The 19,173-nt window shown below is 69.9% G+C and carries 19 protein-coding genes; 9 read left to right on the top strand and 10 right to left on the bottom strand.

Annotation, left to right across the window (positions count from 1 at the left end; all coding sequences use genetic code 11):
* Positions 1-18 precede the first annotated feature (18 nt).
* Entirely contained in the window at positions 19-1,476 is a 1,458-nt protein-coding gene (locus tag CA984_RS25280) for an aminobutyraldehyde dehydrogenase (RefSeq protein ID WP_086576039.1), read from the bottom strand.
* A 194-nt stretch (positions 1,477-1,670) separates the two neighbouring features.
* Here CA984_RS25280 and CA984_RS25275 point away from each other — a divergent pair, with 194 nt between their 5' ends.
* Entirely contained in the window at positions 1,671-2,165 is a 495-nt protein-coding gene (locus tag CA984_RS25275) for an Lrp/AsnC family transcriptional regulator (RefSeq protein WP_086576038.1), read from the top strand.
* Positions 2,166-2,219: 54 nt separating this feature from the next.
* Here CA984_RS25275 and CA984_RS25270 read toward each other — a convergent pair whose 3' ends face one another.
* Entirely contained in the window at positions 2,220-3,239 is a 1,020-nt protein-coding gene (locus CA984_RS25270; protein WP_165781400.1) for a DivIVA domain-containing protein, read from the bottom strand.
* A 104-nt stretch (positions 3,240-3,343) separates the two neighbouring features.
* On the opposite strand from CA984_RS25270, the gene CA984_RS25265 reads away from it, so the two are divergent.
* From CA984_RS25265 to aspS, 6 genes are all read left to right on the top strand, one after another.
* On the top strand, positions 3,344-4,039 hold the full coding sequence (locus CA984_RS25265) for an ATP-binding cassette domain-containing protein (RefSeq protein WP_242676154.1): 696 nt from the start codon (positions 3,344-3,346) through the stop codon (positions 4,037-4,039).
* A gap of 225 nt (positions 4,040-4,264) precedes the next feature.
* Positions 4,265-5,020 carry a hypothetical protein gene (locus CA984_RS45560; protein ID WP_165781399.1) on the top strand — a complete coding sequence of 252 codons (756 nt, stop codon included), beginning with the start codon at positions 4,265-4,267 and terminating at the stop codon, positions 5,018-5,020.
* A 243-nt stretch (positions 5,021-5,263) separates the two neighbouring features.
* Complete coding sequence (locus CA984_RS25250; protein WP_086576034.1) at positions 5,264-5,611, top strand: YbaB/EbfC family nucleoid-associated protein; 348 nt, start codon at positions 5,264-5,266, stop codon at positions 5,609-5,611.
* Between the two features lie 6 nt (positions 5,612-5,617).
* Positions 5,618-5,908, top strand: coding sequence for a hypothetical protein (locus tag CA984_RS25245; protein ID WP_086576033.1), 291 nt, complete (start codon positions 5,618-5,620; stop codon positions 5,906-5,908).
* A gap of 2 nt (positions 5,909-5,910) precedes the next feature.
* Positions 5,911-6,978, top strand: a complete 1,068-nt coding sequence (locus CA984_RS25240; RefSeq protein ID WP_086576032.1) for a hypothetical protein — start codon at positions 5,911-5,913, stop codon at positions 6,976-6,978.
* A 471-nt stretch (positions 6,979-7,449) separates the two neighbouring features.
* Positions 7,450-8,736 carry an aspartate--tRNA(Asn) ligase gene (gene aspS / locus CA984_RS25235; protein WP_165781398.1) on the top strand — a complete coding sequence of 429 codons (1,287 nt, stop codon included), beginning with the start codon at positions 7,450-7,452 and terminating at the stop codon, positions 8,734-8,736.
* Positions 8,737-8,872: 136 nt separating this feature from the next.
* Here the strand turns inward: aspS and rlmN are convergent, their stop codons facing one another.
* Complete coding sequence (gene rlmN / locus CA984_RS25230; RefSeq protein WP_086576046.1) at positions 8,873-9,997, bottom strand: dual-specificity RNA methyltransferase RlmN; 1,125 nt, start codon at positions 9,995-9,997, stop codon at positions 8,873-8,875.
* Positions 9,998-10,061: 64 nt separating this feature from the next.
* On the opposite strand from rlmN, the gene CA984_RS25225 reads away from it, so the two are divergent.
* Positions 10,062-11,144 carry a suppressor of fused domain protein gene (locus CA984_RS25225; RefSeq protein WP_086576030.1) on the top strand — a complete coding sequence of 361 codons (1,083 nt, stop codon included), beginning with the start codon at positions 10,062-10,064 and terminating at the stop codon, positions 11,142-11,144.
* Between the two features lie 158 nt (positions 11,145-11,302).
* Here the strand turns inward: CA984_RS25225 and CA984_RS25220 are convergent, their stop codons facing one another.
* From CA984_RS25220 to CA984_RS25195, 6 genes are all read right to left on the bottom strand, one after another.
* Positions 11,303-12,127 (bottom strand): phosphatidate cytidylyltransferase, encoded by an 825-nt coding sequence (locus tag CA984_RS25220; protein WP_242676153.1) that lies wholly within the window; start codon positions 12,125-12,127, stop codon positions 11,303-11,305.
* 71 nt (positions 12,128-12,198) lie between these two features.
* On the bottom strand, positions 12,199-12,756 hold the full coding sequence (frr, locus tag CA984_RS25215) for a ribosome recycling factor (RefSeq protein WP_012888599.1): 558 nt from the start codon (positions 12,754-12,756) through the stop codon (positions 12,199-12,201).
* Between the two features lie 99 nt (positions 12,757-12,855).
* Positions 12,856-13,554: a UMP kinase gene (gene pyrH / locus CA984_RS25210; protein ID WP_043651628.1), complete on the bottom strand. Its 699-nt coding sequence runs from the start codon at positions 13,552-13,554 to the stop codon at positions 12,856-12,858.
* Positions 13,555-13,678: 124 nt separating this feature from the next.
* Positions 13,679-14,512 carry a translation elongation factor Ts gene (tsf, locus tag CA984_RS25205; protein ID WP_031158845.1) on the bottom strand — a complete coding sequence of 278 codons (834 nt, stop codon included), beginning with the start codon at positions 14,510-14,512 and terminating at the stop codon, positions 13,679-13,681.
* 143 nt (positions 14,513-14,655) lie between these two features.
* Entirely contained in the window at positions 14,656-15,621 is a 966-nt protein-coding gene (gene rpsB, locus CA984_RS25200) for a 30S ribosomal protein S2 (RefSeq protein ID WP_086576028.1), read from the bottom strand.
* Positions 15,622-15,900: 279 nt separating this feature from the next.
* A complete protein-coding gene (locus CA984_RS25195) occupies positions 15,901-16,500 on the bottom strand; it encodes an ArsR/SmtB family transcription factor (protein WP_165781397.1) in 600 nt (199 codons plus the stop codon).
* Between the two features lie 103 nt (positions 16,501-16,603).
* Between CA984_RS25195 and CA984_RS25190 the strand changes: the two genes are divergently transcribed.
* A complete protein-coding gene (locus CA984_RS25190; RefSeq protein WP_086576026.1) occupies positions 16,604-17,845 on the top strand; it encodes an MFS transporter in 1,242 nt (413 codons plus the stop codon).
* On the opposite strand, the gene CA984_RS25185 is transcribed toward CA984_RS25190, so the two are convergent.
* Positions 17,784-19,173, bottom strand: a 1,390-nt coding sequence (locus CA984_RS25185; protein ID WP_242676152.1) for an APC family permease, incomplete at its 5' end; no start/stop codon positions are given. The genes CA984_RS25190 and CA984_RS25185 overlap by 62 nt on opposite strands.

The raw sequence follows: 19,173 nt of genomic DNA, 5'->3' as shown, positions 1-19,173 counted from the left end.
TATTCCCTCTGTTCGCGGCTATTCGCCGATGTAGTGCATTACATGCTTAACACGGAGATAATCATGCAACCCGAAAACGGAAAGATCCTTGCCGTATCCGGAGTGCTTGAAGCCACCGTGAGGCATCTCGGAGACAAACGGGATATGGGTGTTGACCCATACGACGCCAAAGTCGAGACGCTTCGACATCCGCATGGCCCGGCCGTGGTCGGAGGTCCACACCGAGCTCGACAGGCCGTACCTGACGCCGTTGGCCTTGGCCACCGCGTCGGCCTCGTCGGAGAAGGTCTGGACGGTGATGACGGGCCCGAAGACCTCGTTCTGCACCATCTCGTCGTCCTGCTGGAGGCCGTCGACGATGGTGGGAGCGAAGAAGTAACCCTTGTCGCCGACCTGGTGGCCGCCGGTCAGGACCTTGGCGTGGCCGGGGACCCGGTCGAAGAAGGCCGCGACGCGGGCGAGCTGGCCGGCGTTGTTGAGCGGGCCGTACAGGGCGTCCTCGTTGGACAGGTCGCCGGTCACGGTGCCCGCGGCCGCCTCGGTGAGCGCGGCCACGAACTCGTCGTGGACGTCCTCGTGGACCAGCACGCGGCAGGCCGCGGTGCAGTCCTGGCCACCGTTGTAGAGACCGGCCGTGGCGATGGCCTCGGCGGCGGCCTTGAGGTCCTTGACGTCGTCGAAGACGACGACGGGGGCCTTGCCGCCGAGCTCCAGGTGGACCCGCTTGAGGTCCTCGGCCGCGGACTTGGCCACGGCCATGCCCGCGCCGACCGAACCGGTGATCGCGACCATCTGGGCGGTCGGGTGGCCGACGACGAGGGCGCCGGTCTCGCGGTCGCCGACGACGACGTTGAAGACGCCCTTCGGCAGGATCTCCCCGAGGATCTCGGCCAGCTTGACCGTGGAGACCGGGGTGGTGTCGGAGGGCTTGAGCACGATGGTGTTGCCCGCGGCGAGCGCGGGGGCGATCTTCCAGACCGCCATCATCATCGGGTAGTTCCAGGGCGTGACCTGGCCCACGACGCCGATCGGCTCGTGCCGGATGACGGAGGTGTGGTCGGCGAGGAACTCGCCCGACGTCGGGCCCTCCAGGGTGCGCGCGGCGCCCGCGAAGAAGCGGAAGTGGTCGGCGGCCACCGGAGTCTCGTCCTCGGCCATGCGGGCACGCGGCTTGCCGGTGTTGAGGCACTCGGCCTCGTTCAGCTCCTCGGCGCGGGCGTCGACGGCGTCGGCCACCTTGAGCAGCAGGTTGGCCCGCTCGCCCGGGGTGAGCTGACTCCACGACTCGAAAGCGGCGGCCGCGGCGGCGTAGGCGTCGTCGACGTCCTCCGGGCCGGAGATCGGCGCCTGAAGATAGGCCTCTCCGGTACAGGGGTCGATGACATCGGAGAATCGGCCGCTCTTGGCGTCCACGAACTCACCATTGATGTAGTTGCGCAGACGGGTGGGCTCATGGTTCTCAACCGGGGTGGTCAACGTTGACCTCCTTGCACAGTGGGGCCGAGTTGTCGCGACTCTTACAGAGTAGGTGCCTCGCGACAAGGGATTTCGTTGTGAAGATACCAAATTGCTACGAATTCGCTTGACAGAGGCTCGAGAACTGACACCATGTCGCATCGGAGCCGCAACATGACGGCAACAGCCCCGCAACACGACGCCAGGGAGCGCGGATGACGACGCCGCCCAAGGTACGCCGCGAAAACGACGCCAGGCCAGGCCCCGTCGTCCTCGACGAGATCTCCAAGCAGATCATCGAACAGTTGCAGGGCGACGGACGCAAGCCGTACGCCGCCATCGGGAAGGCCGTGGGCCTGTCCGAGGCCGCGGTCCGCCAGCGGGTCCAGCGCCTGCTCGACGCGGGAGTCATGCAGATCGTCGCGGTCACCGACCCGCTGATCCTGGGCTTCCCCCGCCAGGCCATGATCGGCATCAAGTGCGAGGGCGACCTGGAGATCGTGGCCGACGAGCTGTCGGCCATCCCGGAGATCGACTACGTCGTCCTGACCGCCGGTTCCCTCGACATCATGGTCGAGGTCGTCTGCGAGAGCGACCAGCACCTCCTGGAGATCCTCGGCAAGATCCGCGCCATCCCCACCGTGCGCGCGACGGAGACCTTCGTCTACCTCAAGCTCCACAAGCAGACCTACTCCTGGGGCACTCGCTAGCCCCGCGCGCACGGCGGTCACGACGACCTCAGACCCTCCCGGCGGCCAGGGGCGTCACCGGCCGAGGTGCGCCTCCAGGACGCCGGCGAGGTCGGTGAGGAACTCGTCCACCTCGCTGACGGCGTAGCCGGGCTTGAGTATCACCGTGGCGAACCTGGCGGCGCGCACGTCGCCGGGGGTGACGGGCTGGTCGGTGGTGCCGCGCAGGGTGGCGACGACCCGGTCGAGGAAGGCGTCCACCTGGTCCTCGTTGTAGCCCATGCCCAGCCGTCCGGCCCGGAAGGCGGCCCGCTCCACCCTGGCCGCGTGCTCCTCGGACGCCGCGAGCGTCTCCTCGGACGTCGCGTACTCCGCGAACTCCGCGTACTCCTCCTCCGCGTACTCCTCGGATGCGGGCGGGAGGTCACCGGCCCGCGCCCCCTCACCTGTGGACCGAGGATCGGCTACGGACGGGGAGCCCTCGGCAGACGCATGGGACTCGGCCGCCCACCCGTTCTCACCAGCGGACGGGTGAGGCTCATCGGCCCGCCCACTCCCCCCGGCGGGCACATGGGGCTCAACGCTCCATCCGCTCTCACCAGTGGACATACGGGGCTCACCAGACCGGACGTCCTCGCCGGAAGACGCATGAGGCTCATCCTCCGCCCACCCGCTCTCCCCGGCGGCCGTACGGGACTCACCAGCTTGGACGTCCTCTCCGGCGGCCGTACGGGACTCACCCGCCTGGACGTCCTCTCCGGCGGGCGCATGGGGCTCAGCGGACCCCGCACTCCCCCCGGCGGGCGCGGGCGGTTGCTCCCGCCTCGGCCGAGGGCGGGGCGGCACCTGCCTGTGGCTCTCGGCGGGCCGGGTCTCGACGGCCACGATGAAGGCCTCCAGCGCGAAGTCCACGGCGATCTCGTGGTAACCGCCGAGTTTCGTACGGAACCGGGCGTCGCGGATCTCGTCGGCGGTGATCGGCTCCCCCTCCAGGGAACCCCGGCCGAGGGTGCCCTCGATCCGACGGACCAGGGCATCGACCTGGTCGGGGTCATATCCGGCACGCACTCCCAGCACCCGTGGAAAACGATTCAACCCCGGATCCCTTCTCGTCCCGTTTTCGGTGCCCCCATTCTGATCGGACACGGCCGGTAAAGCGAGTGATCGCGGTAGGGTGACGGCCTATGCGGCTCTCCCAGGTGTCTTTCCGATACTCACGCCGCGGCCCCTGGATCCTGCGGGACGTCGAGCTCATGCTCCGCCCGGGTTCCGTCATCGAGGTCACCGGCCGCAACGGCGCGGGCAAGTCCACCCTGCTGCGCCTGCTCGCCGGGATCATCCCCCCGTCCCGGGGCACGGTCACCGACCGGCCCCGCGTGGTCGGTTACGCCCCCGACGTCTTCCCCGTGGACCAGCCCTTCACCGTCACCGCCTACCTGACCCACATGACCAGGATCCGGCGCGCCTCCCCCGCCGCGGCCGACGAGCTGGCCGTACGGCTGAACGCCACCCACCTGATGGACCAGCCGGTCGGCGACCTGTCCAAGGGCAGCGCCCAGAAGATCGGGCTGATCCAGTCGCTGCTGGCCCCACCCGGCCTGCTGATCCTGGACGAGCCTTTCGCCGGGCTGGACGAGCAGACCCGCATCGAGCTCCCCGTCATCATCGGTGAGATCGCCGCGGGCGGCGGGACGGTCGTGGTCAGCGACCACCAGAACCAGCTCCAGAACTTCCCCGGAGCCGACCACTGGCTGGTCGCCACCGGCGCGGTCACCGCCCGGACCGGCGAGCGGCCGGCGCGGGCGGTCATCGAGGTGCTCGTGGACGCCGCCGAGGCCGACGGGGTCGAGCAGAAACTCCGCGCCGACGGCTACACCACCAGGCGGGCCTCGTGACGGCCGGAGGAACTCCCCCGGATGCCCGCGGCTCCGGCCCCGGCCCTGGCTTCAACGCCGGCTTCGGCTTCGGCCCTGACCCCGGCTCCGGCTCCAACCCCAGCTCCAACGCCGGCTTCGGCCCTGGCCATGGCTCCGGCTCCGGCTCCAGCCTCAGCTCCAGCCCTGGCTCCGGCTCCGGCTCCGGCTCCGGCTCCGGCTCCGGCTCCGAGAAGCCTCCCACCGGTGCGTACCCGCACCCGGCGGCCGGAGCGCGCCGATGACCTCCCCGCGGCACACTGGCACGCGGCGCATGCCCGGGAGGGGCCGATGATCGCCCTCGTCCGCTTCAAGCTGGCCGCCTACGCCCGGTCGCACCGGCTTTTCCAGCCGATGATCGGGCTGTTCGCGATGCTGGCCGTCTTCTACTCCTCGACGGTCCCGCCGGGCAGCGAGCTGTCCTCCTATGCCGACTCGGCCGGGCTGCTCGTCGTCGTCTTCGCCTGGGCCGCCCGGGGACTGCTCGACACCGAGCCGGCGACGCAGCGGCTGATCTCGATGACGGCGGCCGGCAGGCCCGGCCGGGAGGTCGGCGCCGGGCTGCTCGCCGCGCTCGCCGTCAACCTCGGGATGGCGGCGATCGCGATCGTGCTGCCGCTCGGCATCGGCTTCGCCGCCATGCCGTCCCCTGGCGATCTGGCGCAGGGCGTCGCGCTGCACCTGCTCGGCCTGATCGCCGGGACGGCGCTGGGCATGCTGACCAGCACGCCGATCCTGTCCTCCCCCGCCGTCTCGATGCTGGCCCTGTTCGGCGGCTACCTGGCCCTGCTGCTGATCAGCCTCACCCCGGTGGGCCGTTTCACGGTGCCGATCATGCCGTGGATGCGCGCGGCGAACGACGGCGCGCTCGGCGAGGCCCTGCCCACGCTCGCCGCCGCGACGCTCTTCTGGAGCGTCGCCGGAGTGGTCGCCTACGTACGGCTGCGCCGTACCCGCCCCTGAGCGGCCGGGCGTCGGCCGAGCCGTCTCCCGGGGTGACCGTCCGTCCGGGAGGGCTCGAGGTGCAGCCGCCCGCTTCCGAGGACTTCGACGAGGGAACGGCCGGCCCCGGCGTGTCCCCGAACCTCCCATGATCAACTTGCATGATCAATATGTCGCCATATCAATGGTCAGTGGCGGGTTCCAGCGGTTTAATATCTTTGATTCTGGCGCATCGAAAGTGGCGTGTGAGGCTGGAGTGATGACGTGACCGCGACGCCTGAAGGTGACGAGCTCACTGGCACCGGAGAGGCCGCCGGGGGACTGGTGGGCGCCGTCGTGGGCGAGGACGGCCTGCTGGCCAGGCTGCGGCTGGACGCGCGGGCGATGCGTTTCGGGTCCCAGGACCTGGCGGACCATATCGTCTCCGCCGTACGGGCGGCGCAGCAGGATCGGCTGGACCGGATGGACGAACCCGCCGCGCCCTCCGAGGAGGGCGTCCTTCCGGAGGAGTTCATGCGCCGCCTGGACGACATGGAGACCCAGGCGGCCCACGATTTCGCCCGTTTGACGTCGAGCCTCGACGAGGCGCTCCTCCGTCTGAAGGAAGGGTGAGATGTCATGACAAACGATGAGATCGCGTGGGATGTGGATGGCCGGCAGGCATCCGGCCGGAGATTCCGTACGCTGACAGACGAGCAACAGCAGTCCCACCAGAGCCTCCGGTCACAGATGGGCGACGGGAATCCGCTGCCCTATCCGGAGTTCGCCGGCCCCTATCAGGAATTCATCGGCGCGCTGTGCGGTGGCTCCGAGGAGTTGACCGCTCAGTGGGGCGGGGTCGGAGACGGCCAGGCCCTGATGGCGGCCCGGAACGCGCAGGCCGAGGCGGCTAACGGGGGTGAGGGCTGACCGTGGCGGCTGGACTTGATTCGATCGGTTTCGGCCTGCTGGGCGTTCCGCTGCCGCCGAACACCGACGAGCTTGAGCGGCAAGCCGGCGTGCTGGAGTCGGCGGCGGGCTCGCGGAGGTCGCTCGGTGACGACGGCGCTCGCGCGCACCGGCTCGGCGAGCGGAACGCCGGCGTCGCCAACGACGCGCTGGACGAGCACGTGGCGGGAAAAGCCGGCCTGTTGTCGCGGACCACCGCTCAGACGCAGCACGTCTCGGTGGCGGCGAGCGTTTCACAAATTGCGACGACCGTGGTCAAGTGGGCCGGGGGGCTGCTCGCCGGGCTGGCCGGGCTCGCGGGGCTCGCCGCTCTCACTCCGCAGGGACGGGCGATGCTGGCGCTGCGATTGCGGCCGTTCGCTCATCGGGTACAGGGGTGGATCCGGGCCGCCATGCAATCTGTCGGCCGGCTCTTCACCCGCCTGGCAGACCTGGTGCGCGGAACGACGGCCAAGCAGCGGGTCGGCCAGCGGTTGACAGCGGAACAGCAGCAGATGCAGCGCGTCGGGGCAGTGAAGCGCGCCGAGTTCATACAGACCAAGGCCATGCGCGCCAGGATCTCGACGGGCCGGGCCACTGAGAGCATGGGTCGGGCCGAGGAACGGCTGCGCAGAGCCGAATCGGCTGTGAGCGAGGCCAGGCAGACCGCCTTCGCCAGGATCGGCCCCGCATTCGCCCGCGGGGATATCAAGTCCTTCCAACTGCAACATCTCAGGGAAAGAGGCTTGGCCAACCACCCTTGGCTGGATGACCTGGAAAGGTCACACCTCTCCCGGCAGGCGACGCAGTTGGAGCAGGTCGAAGCACAGCTCGGCAGGCACACGGCCGCGCATCTGGACGACGCGCAACGCCATGTGAACGAGGGGCTCCATCTCGCCAGAACGCACAGGATGGATGCGCCCGACCTCCACAGGCTCCGGAACGAGCTGGCAGAACTCGCCGCCCGCCGTTCCGAACTGACCGACCGGGCGTGGACCACCCGTATGGACATCAACGGCCCCTTCAAGATCCAGGACATGTACCCGATCTGACGGCCATCCGTCGGGAAACGCTCGCCGGCGCCCCGGCCGGTCGCCGCCCCCTTCCGCCCTGACCGGCATGTCCTCCGTACTGGTCAGGCCATCGGCACGGCGGCCGTCGCCGAGGCCGGCCAGGGCGGTCCGGTCAAACCTGGTTGCGGTCCGGCCGCAGGTGACCTAGGTTGCTGGCAACGCGTCGACGGAGACGAGTAGTCCGGGAACAGCGCGGGTCAGAGAGCCGCCGGTAGCTGCGAAGGTGGTCTCGCGCCCCCGGTCGAAGACACTCCCGAGCGCGGGGAGGAACGGCCCGCCGCATGCCGGCCGGGTCCAATGCCCCGCCGGCCGGCCCCCGTCACCGGGCCAGAACGAGGCCGCCGCCTCACCGGGTCCACCGAGCGGCGGTGGCGAAAGTGCGGTGGCACCGCGAGTTCCCTTCTCGCCCGCACTCCCAAGGGATCAGTTCATACTCCGTGAGGGAATGTGATGATCCATCGAGTCCTCGCCGCCGACCTGCCCCGGCACGTCGGCCGCCATGTCCGTCTCGCCGGCTGGCTGCATCGCCGCCGCGACCTGAAGTCCGTCTCCTTCCTCGTGATCCGTGACCGCTCCGGTCTCGCCCAGGTCGTGCTCAGTCAGCCCGTGCCGTACCCCGAGGAGACGGTCCTGCGGATCAGTGGCACCGTGGTCGCGAACCCGCAGGCCCCGGGCGGCGCGGAGCTGACCGCTCCGGTGATCGAGGTGCTGGCCGAGGCGGTGGAGCCGCCGCCGTTCGACCTCTACCGGCCCACGGTCCCCGCCGCGCTGCCGACGATCCTCGACCACTCCCCGGTCGCGCTCCGCCATCCCCGGCTACGGGCGCCCTTCGAGATCGCCGCGGCCGGCGTCGCCGGATTCCGGGCCGCACTGGACGGGCTCGGGTTCGTCGAGAGCCAGACTCCGAAGATCGTCGGCACCGCCACCGAGTCGGGGGCCGACGTTTTCGGCATCGACTACTTCGGCCGCCCCGCCTTCCTCGCCCAGTCGCCGCAGTTCTTCAAGCAGGCCCTGGTCGGGGTCTTCGAACGGGTCTACGAGGTGGGACCGGTCTTCCGGGCCGAGCCCCACGACACCGCCAGGCACCTGGCGCAGTACACGAGCCTGGACGCCGAGCTGGGATTCGTCCGCGACCACCGCGACGTGATGGCGGTGCTGCGGGAGGCCCTGGCGGGCATGCACGCGGCGGCGGCCGAGCGGGCCGCCGGGGCCCTGGAACTGCTGGGGATCGAGCCGCCCGAGGTTCCCGGCGAGATCCCGGCGATCCACTTCGCCGACGCGCAGGAGCTGCTGGCCCGGCACACCGGTGAGGACCCGCGAGGGGAGCCCGACCTCGCCCCCGCGCACGAGCGCTGGCTGGGTGAGTGGGCGCTGCGCGAGCACGGGTCGGAGTTCCTGTTCATCACCGGTTATCCGATGGTCAAACGCCCCTTCTACACGCACCCGGACCCGGAACGACCGGAGTTCTCCCGGAGCTTCGACCTGCTCTTCCGGGGGCTGGAGCTGGTCACCGGCGGGCAGCGGCTGCACCGGCACGCCGACTACCTCGCGGCGCTGGCCGCCCGGGGCGAGGACCCGCAGGCGTATGCGGGCTACCTGGCCGCCTTCGCCCACGGCATGCCTCCGCACGGCGGCTTCGCGATCGGCCTGGAGCGCTGGACCTCACAGTTGACGGGCGCCGCCAACATCAGGCAGACCACGCTGTTCCCCCGGGACCTGCACCGCCTGACGCCGTAGAGGCCCCGCCTCGCGCCCATCACCGCAGGTCACGCCTGCCGCACGCGGTGATGGGCGGGATGGCGTCTCGCCTCCGCGCAGGTCACGGAGATCAGGTCCGGGCCGTGACGCCGTCCCGCCGGGTCCGGGCGGCGTGCTACTCGGCGGCGGCGAGCTGGCCGCAGGCGCCGTCGATCTCGCGGCCCCGGGTGTCGCGGACGGTCACCGGGACGCCGTGGAACTCCAGACGGCGGACGAAGGCCCGCTCGTCCTCGGGACGGGAGGCCGTCCACTTCGAGCCGGGAGTGGGGTTGAGCGGGATCAGGTTGACGTGCACCAGCTTGTTCTTGATGAGCTTGCCGAGCAGGTCGGCCCGCCATTCCTGATCGTTGATGTCCTTGATCAACGCGTACTCGATGGAGACGCGGCGCTTGGTCGTGGCCGCGTAGTTCCAGGCCGCGTCGAGAACCTCGGCGACCTTCCAGCGGGTGTTGATCGGCACCAGGGTGTCGCGGAGCTCGTCGTCGGGCGCGTGCAGGGAGAGCGCCAGCGTCACCGGCAGGCCCTCGGCGGCGAGCTTGCCGATCGCGGGGACCAGGCCGACGGTGGAGACCGTGACGCCCCGGGCGGAGATTCCCAGGCCGTCGGGCGAGGGCTCGACCATCCGGCGCACGGCGCCGATCACGGCCTTGTAGTTTGCCAGCGGCTCGCCCATGCCCATGAAGACCACGTTGCTGACCCGCCCGGGGCCGCCGGGGACCTCGCCGGCGGCCAGGGCCCGCGCACCGGCGACGACCTGCTCGACGATCTCGGCGGTGGTCATGTTGCGGGTCAGACCGGCCTGGCCGGTGGCGCAGAACGGGCAGTTCATGCCGCAGCCGGCCTGGGAGGACACGCACATGGTGGTGCGGTCGGTGTAACGCATGAGGACCGACTCGACCAGCGCGCCGTCGAACAGCCGCCACAGGGTCTTGCGGGTGGTGCCGCCGTCGGTCGTCATCTCCCGGACCGAGGTCAGCAGCTTGGGGAACAGCGCGGCGGCGAACTTCTCCCTGGCCGCGGCCGGCAGGTCCGTCATGAGCTCGGGATCGCCGTTGAGCTTCTCGAAGTAGTGCCGGGAGAGCTGGTCGGCGCGGAACGGCTTCTCACCCAGCTCGGCGACGACCGCCCGGCGCTCGGCCATGGTCAGGTCGGCCAGGTGGCGCGCGGGCTTCGCCCTGCGGGGCGCCACGAAGGTGAGCTGGCCGGGTGCGGGGGTCCCGGGCGGGCTGACAGTCGACAAGTCCAACGCCTTCTCTCGACGGTTACTCGAAGCGGTACTCGACTCTGATCTAGAGTCCGGAGGTATGGCGACAATCCGCCCCTCAGGCGAGCGGGGAGACGGCGTCGAGGTCGTGCTCACCGACATCAATCCCTACGGGAGCCGCACCCTGGTGGTCGAACGCGACGAGACTTCCTCGGTAGCTTACCTGTGCGGGCCCGGAGGCATGGTTCACGGAGCGGTATGGCTGGCCAACCACGGCCCGGCCCCGGAGACGATCGACCAGAGACGCCTGACCTCCGAACTGCCTCCGGCGGCGCCCCGTGCGAACACCCGGCACCCCGACGGCCGGCCTCCGCTGGGCACGCTGCGACCGCTGTGGTTCGAGGAGGGCGACGGCGTCGCCCTGTACGAGAACGACGAACTGCTCGCGGTCATTCCTGGCTGGGCGGACATGGGCAGGGGCATGCCGGGCTACTCCCGTGACGCGGTGGGCGAGTCACCGTTCGCCTGGTCGCTGGAGGAGGCTTACGAGGGGCTGGCCCCCCGCCTGGCGAAGGCCCGCGCCTACTGGGACTGGCGGGGCGGCGACGGCGCCTGGGCCTCGTTCCAGCAGTTCGTGATGGGCCATCTGGACCGGGCGGTCGGGACGGCGGGCCGGTTCTGGGACGCGGGCGGCGACCGGCTGCCCACGGTCGGCATCACCGAACGGCCGCCGGAAGGGGAGCGGGAGCACACGATCCTGTCCACGGTGGGGATGAGCTGCCAGCGGATGCCCACCGTCGAGCAGTACATCGACCGGCCGGACGCCTACGCCCGGGTGGAGCTCGCCGTCGCCACCGCCGGTGACGCGCGGGACGCGGCACGGCTGTTCCTGTGGCTGGGCCAGTACCCCTGGCATTCGGTCACCTGGCTGGGGCACGGTCACACCGCGAAGTGGTACCACCGGCCGGAGACGTTCCCGCTCGGCCCCGCCTACAGCGGCGTCATCATGCTGACCGGGCTACCCGGCCTGCCGGACCCGTCGGGCTTCACCTTCGGCGGGGACGCCGTGCAGTGGCTCTGGCTGGTCCCGATCACCGCCGGCGAGCTGCGCCTGGTCGCGGAGAACGGCTACCGGGCGCTGCTCCCCCGGCTGTCGGCCGACCGGCTCACCCGGCCGAGCTGACCGGCTCCCTCCAACGGAACATCCCACTTCCCCGGGCCGGATGACCGGCTCCCCCGGATGGGGATGATCGGTCCACGCGGGCTGGACGACCGCACCGCGCAGCCCGGGAACGGTGCCCGGCACCGCTCGCACGGCCCGGGTGAGCGGCGTCAGACGAGTCAGACGAGCAGGGTGAGCAGCACCCAGACCGGGATCAGCGCGGCGACGAGAGAGTCGAGCCGGTCCATCAGGCCTCCGTGGCCGGGCAGCAGGCTGCCCATGTCCTTGACCCCGAGGTCCCGCTTGATCACCGACTCGACGAGGTCGCCGAGGGTGGCGAAGACCACCACGACGGCGCCGATCAGCACGCCCTTCCAGACGTCGTCCTCCAGCAGCCACGCCACCAGCCAGCCGCCCACGGCCATGCACGCCAGCGCGGACCCGGCGAAGCCCTCCCAGGTCTTCTTCGGGCTGATCAGCGGGGACATCTTGTGCTTGCCCAAGGAAATTCCTGCGAAATATCCGCCTATGTCACTCGCGACCGTGGTGGCGATGAAGACGACCACCCGATCGGGACCGTCGAGCGGATGCGCGAGCAGCAATGCCACGAACGCGGCGAGCAACGAGGGGTAGACCGTGACCAGGATGGTCGCGGCCGTGTCGCGGACGTAGCCCTCGGTGCCCCGGAACATCCGCCACATCATCAGCACGAGCACCGTCATCGCGAAGATCCCGACCAGCCAGGCGGGACCGCCGTAGTAGGCGCCCACCACCATGGCGGCCATCCCGGCCAGGACCGGGATCATCGGGACGTTGATGTCCCGGGCGGCGAACGACTGGACCAGTTCGGCCACGCCGACGCCCACCGCCGCGATCACCACGGCCAGGAAGAGCACTTCGACAAAGTAGAGGGAGCCGATGGCCACAGCTCCCAGACCGGCACCCACCGCGATCGCGACGGGAAGATTCCGGCCGGTACGGCTACCGCCCGCCGCAGATTCCAAGGGGTCCTACTCTCATGCACAAAATCCTTGTCCCGCGCGGGTCTCCCGCGCGAGACAAGGATGAGGGGGGCTCAGACTTCGAGCAGCTCGGCTTCCTTGTGCTTGAGCAGCTCATCGATCTTGGCTACGTGCTTCTGGGTGAGGTCGTCGAGCTCCTTCTCCGCACGACGCACCTCGTCCTCGCCCGCCTCGCTGTCCTTGACCATCTTGTCGAGGGTCTCCTTGGCGTTGCGGCGGATGTTGCGGATGGAGACCTTGGACTGCTCCGCCTTGTTCCGGGCGACCTTGATGTACTCCCTGCGGCGCTCCTCCGACAGCTCCGGGAAGGCCACACGGATGACCTGGCCGTCGTTGCCGGGGTTGACGCCGAGGTCGGAGTTGCGGATCGCCTTCTCGATCGCGGCCATCGAGCCCTTGTCGAAGGGCTGGATGATGACCATGCGAGCCTCGGGGACGTGGAACGAGGCCAGTTGCTGAATGGGAGTGGGCGTCCCGTAGTACTCAGCGCTGATCTTGTTGAACATCGACGGGGTGACCCGGCCCGTGCGGATACCGGCGAAGTCGTCCTTCGCCACCGACACTGCCTTGTCCATCTTTTCCTCGGCTTCGAGGAGGGTATCGTCGATCACAGCGGCTCCCTGTCTTCTCGGTCACTCACCATTGTTCACGCGCTTCGCGGGACGCTCCTACGTCGCGCACCACTCCGCCCGCTACGTCAGGTTCGCTCCCTATTTCCCTGCCGGACTCACCAGCGTGCCGATCTTCTCACCGTGCACCGCCCGCAGGATGTTGCCCTCACCCATGAGGTCGAAGACCACGATGGGCAGGCCGTTGTCCATGCACAGGCTGATGGCGGTGGCGTCCATGACACCGAGACCGCGGGTCAGCACCTCACCATATTCGAGGTGGTCGAACCGGACGGCGTCGGGGTTCTTCCTGGGGTCGGAGTCGTAGACGCCGTCCACCTGGGTGCCCTTGAGCAGCGCCTCGGCACCGATCTCCAGCGCGCGCTGCGCGGCGCAGGTGTCGGTGGAGAAGAACGGTGAACCGAGCCCGGCCCCGAAGATGACCACGCGCCCCTTCTCCAGGTGGCGGATGGCGCGGCGGGGCAGGAAGGGCTCCGCGACCTGCTGCATGGTGATGGCCGTCTGGACGCGGGTCTCGATGCCCCGCTTCTCCAGGAAGTCCTGAAGGGCCAGACAGTTGATCACTGTGCCGAGCATGCCCATGTAGTCGGCCCGGGCGCGGTCCATGCCGCGCTCGGACAGGGCGGCGCCACGGAACATGTTGCCCCCGCCGACCACGACCGCGACCTGCACGCCCTTGCGGACGGCCTCGGCGATCGAGTCGGCCAGGTGACCGACGACCGCGGGGTCGATGCCCAGCGGCTCGCTGCCGGCGAACGCCTCGCCCGACAGCTTCAACATGACCCGCTTCCAACGGAGCGGGCCCGAATACGACGAAACCGCCGACGTAGCGGGTTCTGAGTTCTCCGACACGGCGGCGGCCTCCTCGTTTAGTGCCCTGCTGCCGAGAGCAGCTGAGTCAAGATTAAGCCTGGCCGACCTTGAAGCGGACGAAGGCCTCGACCTTGACGCCGTTCTCGTCGGCGAACTTCGCGATGGACTTCTTGTTGTCCTTCACGAAGGCCTGCTCAAGCAGAGTGAAGTCCTTGTACCAGCCGTTGATGCGACCGTCGACGATCTTGCCGATGGCGGCCTCGGGCTTGCCCTCCTCGCGGGTCATCTCCTCGAAGAGCGCGCGCTCCTTCTCGATGACGTCGGCGGGGACCGCATCCGGGTTGAGGTACTTCGGAGCCATCGCGGCGGCGTGCTGCGCGATGTCCTTGGCGACCTGGGCGTTGGCGGTGTCGAGCTGCACGAGCACGCCGACCGCCGGCGGAAGCTGCGGGTCGGTCTTGTGCATGTAGGAGCCGATGAAGCCACCCTCGAGCACCGCGAAACGGCGGATCTCGATCTTCTCGCCGAGCGCGGCGTTGGCCTCGTCCAGGTGCTCCTTGACGGACTTGCCGTCGAGGACGGACTCGAGCAGCGCGGGCACGTCTGCCGGCTTGCTGTCCAGGATGTGCTCGACGACCTGGGCGGCCAGCTCCTGGAAGCGCTCGCCCTTGGCGACGAAGTCGGTCTCGCAGTTGAGCTCGAGCAGCGCGGCGGCGGAGTCGCCGGCCTGCTTCAGGGCGACCAGGCCGTTGGAGGCGGTGCGAGCCTCACGCTTGCCGACGTCCTTGGCGCCCTTGAGACGCAGGAGCTCGACGGCGCGGTCGAAGTCGCCCTCGGACTCCTCAAGAGCCTTCTTGCAGTCCATCATGCCGGCGGCGGTCAGCTCACGAAGCCGCTTGACGTCGGCCATGTTCACGGAAGCCATTGTCTTTTCCTCGCGGGGATCATCACTGATCTCAGAAGTCGGCATGAGATCAGGTGGCTGGGTGGATCGGGTGGATGCGCTCGCCTGAGCGCATCCACCCGGAAGGGTCTTGCGGGTCGTACGGCTGGGCCGTACGGAAGGGCCTAGGCCTGCTTCTCGGTGCCCTCGGCCGGGGCCTCAGCCTCGGCGTCGTTCTCGGCGACCGGAGCCTCGACCTCGACCTCGGCGGCCGGGGCCTCAGCCTCGACGGCCTCGGCTTCGGCGGGAGCCTCGGCCTCGGCGGCCGGAGCCTCAGCCGCCGGAGCCTCGGCGGCCGGAGCGGCCTCGGCGCCGGCGAGGAGCTCCTGCTCCCACTCGGCGAGCGGCTCGGCGCCACCGGCGACGGCCGGCTTGTCGTCGCCGCGGTTGGCGCCGGCGCGGGCCATGAGGCCGGCGGCGACGGCGTCGGCGACGACGCGGGTCAGCAGGCCGACGGCGCGGATGGCGTCGTCGTTACCCGGGATCGGGTAGTCGACCTCGTCCGGGTCGCAGTTGGTGTCGAGGATCGCGACGACCGGGATGTTCAGCTTGCGGGCCTCGCTGATCCCGATGTGCTCCTTCTTGGTGTCGACGACCCACACCGCACTGGGAACGCGGGACATGTCGCGGATACCGCCGAGGGTGCGCTCCAGCTTCTCCTTCTCACGACGGCGCATGAGGAGCTCCTTCTTGGTGAGCCCCGACGCGGCGACGTTGTCGAAGTCGAGCTCCTCGAGCTCCTTCAGACGCTGAAGCCTCTTGTGCACGGTGGAGAAGTTGGTGAGCATGCCGCCCAGCCAGCGCTGGTTGACATACGGCATGCCGACACGCGCCGCCTGCTCGGCGATGGCCTCCTGGGCCTGCTTCTTCGTGCCGATGAACATGATCGTGCCGCCGTGCGCGACGGTCTCCTTGACGAAGTCGTAGGCCCGGTCGATGAAGGCCAGCGACTTCTGCAGGTCGATGATGTAGATGCCGTTGCGCTCGGTGAAGATGAAGCGCTTCATCTTCGGGTTCCAGCGACGAGTCTGGTGACCGAAGTGAACGCCGCTCTCGAGCAGCTGTCGCATGGTGACGACGGGGGTGGACATGTGATTGTCCTCCAGGTCGGGGCGCCCGTCCGGGCGCAGTTCTCGGTTGACGCGGCAGCCCGCGGCTGCCGCCCTGATGCCCCGAACCGGCTCCAGCCGGGCTCTCACCCGGACCGAGGGAAACGATTCTTGACGGGGCATGCGAAGTCGGCCTGTGAGTGACAGGCCATCGAAAAGTGTACCCGCAGCCGGGCCTCGCCCTGACCTCAGCGCGTCAAGAGCGCCTTATCGTTCCCGGCCGTTTCCGGAGGGATCCATGGCGGCCGCCATCGTTTCGGATCACTCCCGGGGGAGCCCGTGCGGCCGGCGCTCGACACGGGGGAAGAGGCTCACCTGCGCCTCGGAGATCCGCGCCCCGGCCGGCGCCTGGGACCGCTGCCGGACGGTCGCGCGATAGGGGGAGAGCAGCTCGTCGATCTGCTCGTTCAGCCGTCCGAGCTCCTCGGCGTCGACCAGCAGGACCTGGCGGCTGAACGTCGAGGCCTTCCGCCACTCGGGAGGCTCGCGGTCGTAGTTGCTCAGGGCCCGGGTCAGCTCGCCGGCCGCCTGGTCGCGCACGGCCTTGATCAGCAGATCCTTGGCCGCCCGGACCTCCGGCCGGTCATCGGGCTCGTTGCTGACGGTGAAGCCGCCCGGAGTGGACCTCCACAACCTCTCCCTGCCGTCGCCGCGCGCCGGCGCGTCCTCGGCGAAGCCGTACTTGGCGAGCATGCGCAGGTGGTAGCTCGCCGCGCTCGGCGTGACCCCGACGACGTCGGCGACCTCGGTCGCGGTGGCGGGCCCCTCGGACTGGAGCCGGTTCAGGATGGCGAGCCGCGCCGGATGCGCCAGCGCGCGCATCGCCGTGGGATCGGTGAGCGGCCTGCGTGCCTCGGTCATGTGCAAACCGTACCCACTTCCGGTCTGAAGGATTGCCTTCACAACTATGAAGGGTTATCTTCATAGTTGTGAAGCGTTCCCTTCAGAAATCGGTGTGACTCACATGTTCCAGCCCATCCCCCTGCGCAAACAGCGTGACTACCGGCTGCTGCTGTCCGCCCGCGCCGTCTCCGAGACCGGGGCCGAGGTCACCCGGCTGGCCGTGCCGCTGACCGCCGCCACCCTGCTCGGCGCCTCCCCCGCCCAGATGGGCATGCTCACCGCCGCCGCCTCGCTGCCCTACCTGCTGATCGGGCTCCAGGCGGGCGCGGTCGCCGACCGGCTGCGACGGCACCGCCCGGTCATGATCGGCTGCGAGCTGGTCTCGGCCGGCGCGATCCTCACGATCCCCGCCGCCTGGATCGCCGGGCTGCTGACCGTGTCGTGGCTGATCGCGGTGACGTTCGTCGTCGGCACGTGCTCGGTGATCTTCCGGGCCTTCAACTTCCCCCACCTGGCCGTGGTGGTCCACGAGAGCCAGCGCTCCCAGGCCCTGGCCGGGTTCCAGTCGGCCCACTCGCTCGCGGTCGTAGGCGGGCCCGGTCTCTCCGGCCTGCTGGTCCAGGCCGTCACCGCGCCCTTCGCGATGCTGATCGACGCGGTGTCCTTCCTGATCTCGGCGCTCCTGATCCGCGGCATCAAGGCACCGGAGACCCACACGCCCGCTCCCCCGCGCGGCATATGGACAGAGATCCGTGAGGGCCTGCGCGCCGTGGTCGTGGACCCGACGCTGCGTGCGCTCTGCGGCTCCGGGGTCACGATCAACTTCTTCGGCAGCGCCTACATGGCTCTCTTCGTGATCTACGCGCTCACCGTCCTGGGCCTGCCCGCCGGGATGGTCGGCGTGATCACCGCGTGCTTCGGCGTGGGCGGCCTGCTGGGCGCCCTCATCACCTCCCGTCTGGTCAAGAGGCTCGGCGAGAACCGGATGCTGACCTGCGCGGCGCTGCTGTTCCCGCTCGACTTCGTGGTCGCGGCCCTCGCCTCCGGACCGGCCTGGGCCAAGTTCGCCCTCATGTCCGCCAGCGCGCTCATCAGCGGCGCGGCCATCATCTCCTTCTCCATCTGCTTCGGCGCGATCACCCTCAGGGAGGCTCCCGTGGAGCTGCGCGGCCGGATCAACGCCACGATGGGCTTCGCCATGCAGGGCGTCCTCACCCTCGGCGGGCTGTTCGGCGGCGTCATGGGCGAGCTGCTGGGGCTGCGCCCGGTGCTGTGGATGTGCGCGGCCGGGGTGGCGCTCATCATGATCCCGACGGTCTGGCTCTCCCCGCTGCGCCGTTCCTCCGCACAGCGAACACGATGAGCCCGGCGACCAGCCAGACCAGACCGACGAGCTTGGCGAGGGGACTGGCCAGGGCGATGATCCAGATCGCGACCAGCGCGCCGGCGACCGGCACCAGCAGGTGCCGCAGCCAGTCCCGGCTCCCTCGCCGGATCCGGAAATACCCGATGACGGAGGCGTGCAGCATCGCGAAGGCCGACAGCGCGCCGATGTCCACGATCGACACCAGCACGTCGAGGCCGTCGTCCCGGCTCGCCGCCCAGACGGAGACCACCAGCGTGACCGCCCCGGCGCTGAGCAGCGCCACCCGGGGCGTCCCCGACCGGGGATCCACCGACGACAGCGCGCGAGGCAGCCCGCCGCCCCTGGCCATGCCGTACAGCAGCCGCCCGGCCGCCGCCACCGCCGCCATCGCGGCGAACGCCGGGCCCACCGCCTTGGCGATCTTCATGAGGGTGGCCAGCCAGGGCGCGACCGCCACGCCCGTCACGTCGTAGAAGGCGGTGCCCTGCGCGGCCGGGTGCGCGGCCAGTTCCGCCGGGGGCACCGGGTCCAGCACCCCGGCCAGGTAGGTCTGGACCGCGAACAGCGCACCGGCCACCCCCAGGCAGAGCAGCACCGCCCTGCCCACCTGGCGGGAGTCGCCGCTCGTCTCCTCGGCGAAGGAGGCGATGGCGTCAAAACCGAGAAACGACAGGACCGCCACCGAGACGGCTCCGATCACCGCGGCCACCGTGGTCCCCCCGACCCCGGTGAACGGCGACAGCCACGGCCTGGCAGGTCCCTCCCCGACCAGCACCGCCACCGCCATGACCACGAACACGGCCAGCACCGTCACCTCGGCGAGGAGCACCACGAGGCCCACCCGGGCGGCCAGCCGTACTCCGGAGACGTTCAGCGCGGTGGTCACCGCGAAGGCCAGCGCCGTGAAGGCCCAGGCGGGAACGGCCGGGAACAGCGCGTGCAGCGCGATCCCGGAGAACAGGTACGCCACGCTGGGGATGAGCAGATAGTCGAGCATCACCAGCCAGCCGGCCAGGAACCCGGCCCCGGCCCCCAGCCCCGCCGACGCGTAGGCGAACACCGACCCCGCCTCCGGCACCACCCGCGACATCTGCGCGTAGGAGATGGCGGTGAAGGCCATGGCGATCGTGGCGACGACGTAGACGAGAGCCACCGCGCCGTTGCTCTTGGCGTCGAGCACCCCGAACACGCCCACCGGAGCCAGCGGCCCGATGAACAGCAGCCCATAGACGATCAGGTCCCGAGCCGAGAGCGTACGGCGCAGGGCCCCCTGCTCCTTCACCCCGTGTTCTTCCACGTCAGCCCCCTTGTCCGAGGCTACGGGG

Origin of the sequence: Streptosporangium minutum (assembly GCF_002149035.1) — a bacterium.
GTDB classification, from domain to species: Bacteria; Actinomycetota; Actinomycetes; order Streptosporangiales; family Streptosporangiaceae; genus Streptosporangium; species Streptosporangium minutum.
This window is presented reverse-complemented; position numbering and strand designations above follow the sequence as displayed.

What these genes read in the sequence shown, in the direction of transcription:
- CA984_RS25275 (WP_086576038.1), top strand. Translation starts at nt 1,671, where the DNA reads ATGACGACGCCGCCCAAGGTACGCCGCGAAAACGACGCCAGGCCAGGC.
- CA984_RS25245 (WP_086576033.1), top strand. Translation starts at nt 5,618, where the DNA reads ATGACAAACGATGAGATCGCGTGGGATGTGGATGGCCGGCAGGCATCC.
- aspS (WP_165781398.1), top strand. Translation starts at nt 7,450, where the DNA reads ATGATCCATCGAGTCCTCGCCGCCGACCTGCCCCGGCACGTCGGCCGC.
- CA984_RS25225 (WP_086576030.1), top strand. Translation starts at nt 10,062, where the DNA reads ATGGCGACAATCCGCCCCTCAGGCGAGCGGGGAGACGGCGTCGAGGTC.
- pyrH (WP_043651628.1), bottom strand. Translation starts at nt 13,554, where the DNA reads ATGTTGAAGCTGTCGGGCGAGGCGTTCGCCGGCAGCGAGCCGCTGGGC.
- tsf (WP_031158845.1), bottom strand. Translation starts at nt 14,512, where the DNA reads ATGGCTTCCGTGAACATGGCCGACGTCAAGCGGCTTCGTGAGCTGACC.
- rpsB (WP_086576028.1), bottom strand. Translation starts at nt 15,621, where the DNA reads ATGTCCACCCCCGTCGTCACCATGCGACAGCTGCTCGAGAGCGGCGTT.
- CA984_RS25195 (WP_165781397.1), bottom strand. Translation starts at nt 16,500, where the DNA reads ATGACCGAGGCACGCAGGCCGCTCACCGATCCCACGGCGATGCGCGCG.
- CA984_RS25190 (WP_086576026.1), top strand. Translation starts at nt 16,604, where the DNA reads ATGTTCCAGCCCATCCCCCTGCGCAAACAGCGTGACTACCGGCTGCTG.